The organism is Xanthomonas sp. D-109, from assembly GCF_017746095.1.
Classification (GTDB): Bacteria; Pseudomonadota; Gammaproteobacteria; order Xanthomonadales; family Xanthomonadaceae; genus Xanthomonas_A; species Xanthomonas_A sacchari.
On record NZ_JAGHWV010000002.1, the window covers coordinates 16,599 to 19,020 of the forward strand.

At 69.3% G+C, this 2,422-nt stretch carries 3 protein-coding genes; 1 reads left to right on the plus strand and 2 read right to left on the minus strand.

What is annotated here, in order from left to right:
* Window positions 1-82 precede the first annotated feature (82 nt).
* Window positions 83-397, minus strand: coding sequence for a GIY-YIG nuclease family protein (locus J7357_RS03565; RefSeq protein WP_209244916.1), 315 nt, complete (start codon window positions 395-397; stop codon window positions 83-85).
* Window positions 398-490: 93 nt separating this feature from the next.
* Between J7357_RS03565 and J7357_RS03570 the strand changes: the two genes are divergently transcribed.
* Window positions 491-688, plus strand: a complete 198-nt coding sequence (locus J7357_RS03570; RefSeq protein WP_209245029.1) for a hypothetical protein — start codon at window positions 491-493, stop codon at window positions 686-688.
* 228 nt (window positions 689-916) lie between these two features.
* Here J7357_RS03570 and J7357_RS03575 read toward each other — a convergent pair whose 3' ends face one another.
* Entirely contained in the window at window positions 917-1,990 is a 1,074-nt protein-coding gene (locus tag J7357_RS03575; protein WP_209244917.1) for a 3-deoxy-7-phosphoheptulonate synthase, read from the minus strand.
* Window positions 1,991-2,422: the final 432 nt, after the last annotated feature.

Below are 2,422 nucleotides of genomic sequence, written 5' to 3' on the forward strand. Positions count from 1 at the left end.
CGCGAATGTGCGGCACCGTCGTAGGAGCGGCTTCAGCCGCGACGGGCTTTACCGGTCACGCCTGTCGCGGCTGAAGCCGCTCCTACAACACCGCCGCAGGTTCGGCGGTCGCTTGCAGGTTGTCGGCGCCAGGTGCGGGGTCGGGCGCGGCGAGGAACGCCAGCTTGCGGCTGCGCGGCAAGCGCTTGAGTGCGTACTCGGCGCGCGAAGCGGCGGCGCGGTCGGGGTAGGCGCGGCTGGCCAGCAGCCGTACCGGCGGGTTGGCGCGGGTGTACTTGGCGCCGGCGCCGCGCAGGTGCGCCTGGAAGCGCGCCTGCAGGTCCGGGGTGATGCCGGCGTAGTAGCTGCCGTTGCGGCATTCGAGCAGGTACAGGAACCAGGGCGAGTCGGCGGCCATGCGGCATTATCGACACGGTGGCCGGTTTCGCCAGCAGCGGCATCCGCACATGCGCGCATGCGACCTCGGGCAGCACCTATTGGTCAGACCCCGATGTCGGCCAACGCATACGCTGGCGGCATCGGCCAGTTGCCGGCCTTCGGCGGTCAGCTTGACCCCATGCGCATGGCGCTGGAACAGCGTCGCGCCGAGCAGGGCCTGGTGCGTCCGGCAGGCGATCGCCGCTATGCCGCGGCCCATCAATGCGCGGCGTGTACATCCCATCGCGCGACGTCCACGCCGTCGCGCTGAACCGGCGACAACAGGTCTTAACGCCCCGCCAACACCTTGCCAGCCGCTGCCACACACCGGCATACCGTGGTCACCGGATGGGCGGATAACGTCATCACCGGCACGCAGCCGTCGATACCGAAGCTCTCTCCCTTCGCATTCGGCGGCGCGTCCGGCCCCTCTTCCGGGCTTCCCCCGCACCCACGCACGCAGCCGGTCAGGCTGCGTGCGTTTCTCCCTCCACCGAGCTCAGGCCGCCTGCGCCACGCGCGCCTGGCGCCGCGCGCGCACCGCCTGCGCCAGCCGCTCGAGCACCTGTACCGAGGTGTCCCAGTCGATGCAGCCGTCGGTGATGCTCTGGCCGTAGACCAGCGGCTGGCCCGTGACCAGCTCCTGGCGGCCGCCACGCAGGTGGCTCTCGACCATCGCGCCGACGATGCGGGACTGCCCGGCCTCGAGCTGGCGCGCGATGTCCTCGATCACCTTGGGCTGGTTGTCCGGGTTCTTGCCGCTGTTGGCATGGCTGGCGTCGACCATCAGCCGCGCCGGCAGGCCGGCCTTCTCCAGCACCTGCGCCGCCGCGGCGACGCTGTCGGCGTCGTAGTTGGGCTGGGTGCCGCCGCGCAGGATCACGTGGCAGTCCGGGTTGCCGGCGGTGGCCGCCACGGCGGTCTGCCCGTCCTTGGTCACCGCCAGGAAATGGTGCGGATGCGAGGCTGCGCCGACCGCATCGACCGCGATCTTGACGTCGCCGCTGGTGCCGTTCTTGAAGCCCACCGGGCACGACAGGCCCGAGGCCATCTCGCGGTGCACCTGGCTCTCGGTGGTGCGCGCGCCGATCGCGCCCCAGGCCACCAGGTCGGCGATGTACTGCGGCGAGATGATGTCGAGGAACTCCACGCCAGCCGGCAGACCGAGGCGGTTGATGTCGCGCAGCAGGCCGCGCGCCAGGCGCAGGCCCTTGTTGATGTCGAAGCTGCCATCGAGGTTGGGATCGTTGATCAGGCCCTTCCAGCCGACCGTGGTGCGCGGCTTTTCGAAGTACACCCGCATCACGATCTCCAGCGCATCGCCGTAGGTCTCGCGCAGCGGGCGCAGGCGCTGCGCGTACTCCATCGCCGCGACCGGGTCGTGGATCGAGCAGGGGCCGATCACCACCGCCAGGCGGTCGTCGCGGCCGTGCAGGATCTCGTGCAGCGCCGCGCGCGCGGCAGTGACGGTCTGCGAGGCCTCTTCGTCGCAGGGCAGCAGCGCCTGCAGCTGGGAAGGCGGAGTCAGTGGTTCGATCTTGCGGATGCGCAGATCGTCGGTGTGCGGTGCCATGTGTGTGTCTCGTCGGGGGGCTGGGTGGGGGCCAGATCCGGCGGCATGAAAAAAGCCGCCAGGTTCGCTGGCGGCTTTCGGGATTGCGGCTGAAGTTTCCTTCAGGGTGAACGCGATCCTTCCTCCGCCAGCGGCATCGGAAAACCGTAATACCAAAAGTAAAAGCTGCGGCAGGACGCGTTCATGGGACGTAGTGATAACACAGGGTTTGCGGCAGCGCCACAGTTGCATCAGCAACTTGTGGAGCCGGGAAAGGGGAACCGGGAATGCGGAATCGGAAAAGCGGTTCAACGCGGCGGGAGGGCCATGAGGTCGCCGTCATCGCGTAGGAGCGCGGGTTTTTGCGCGGCGCTGCGCGCTCCGGACCCTCACCCCAACCCCTCTCCCGCAGGGAGAGGGGCTAGTGCGCTTCCCTTCTCCCGCCGGGAGAAG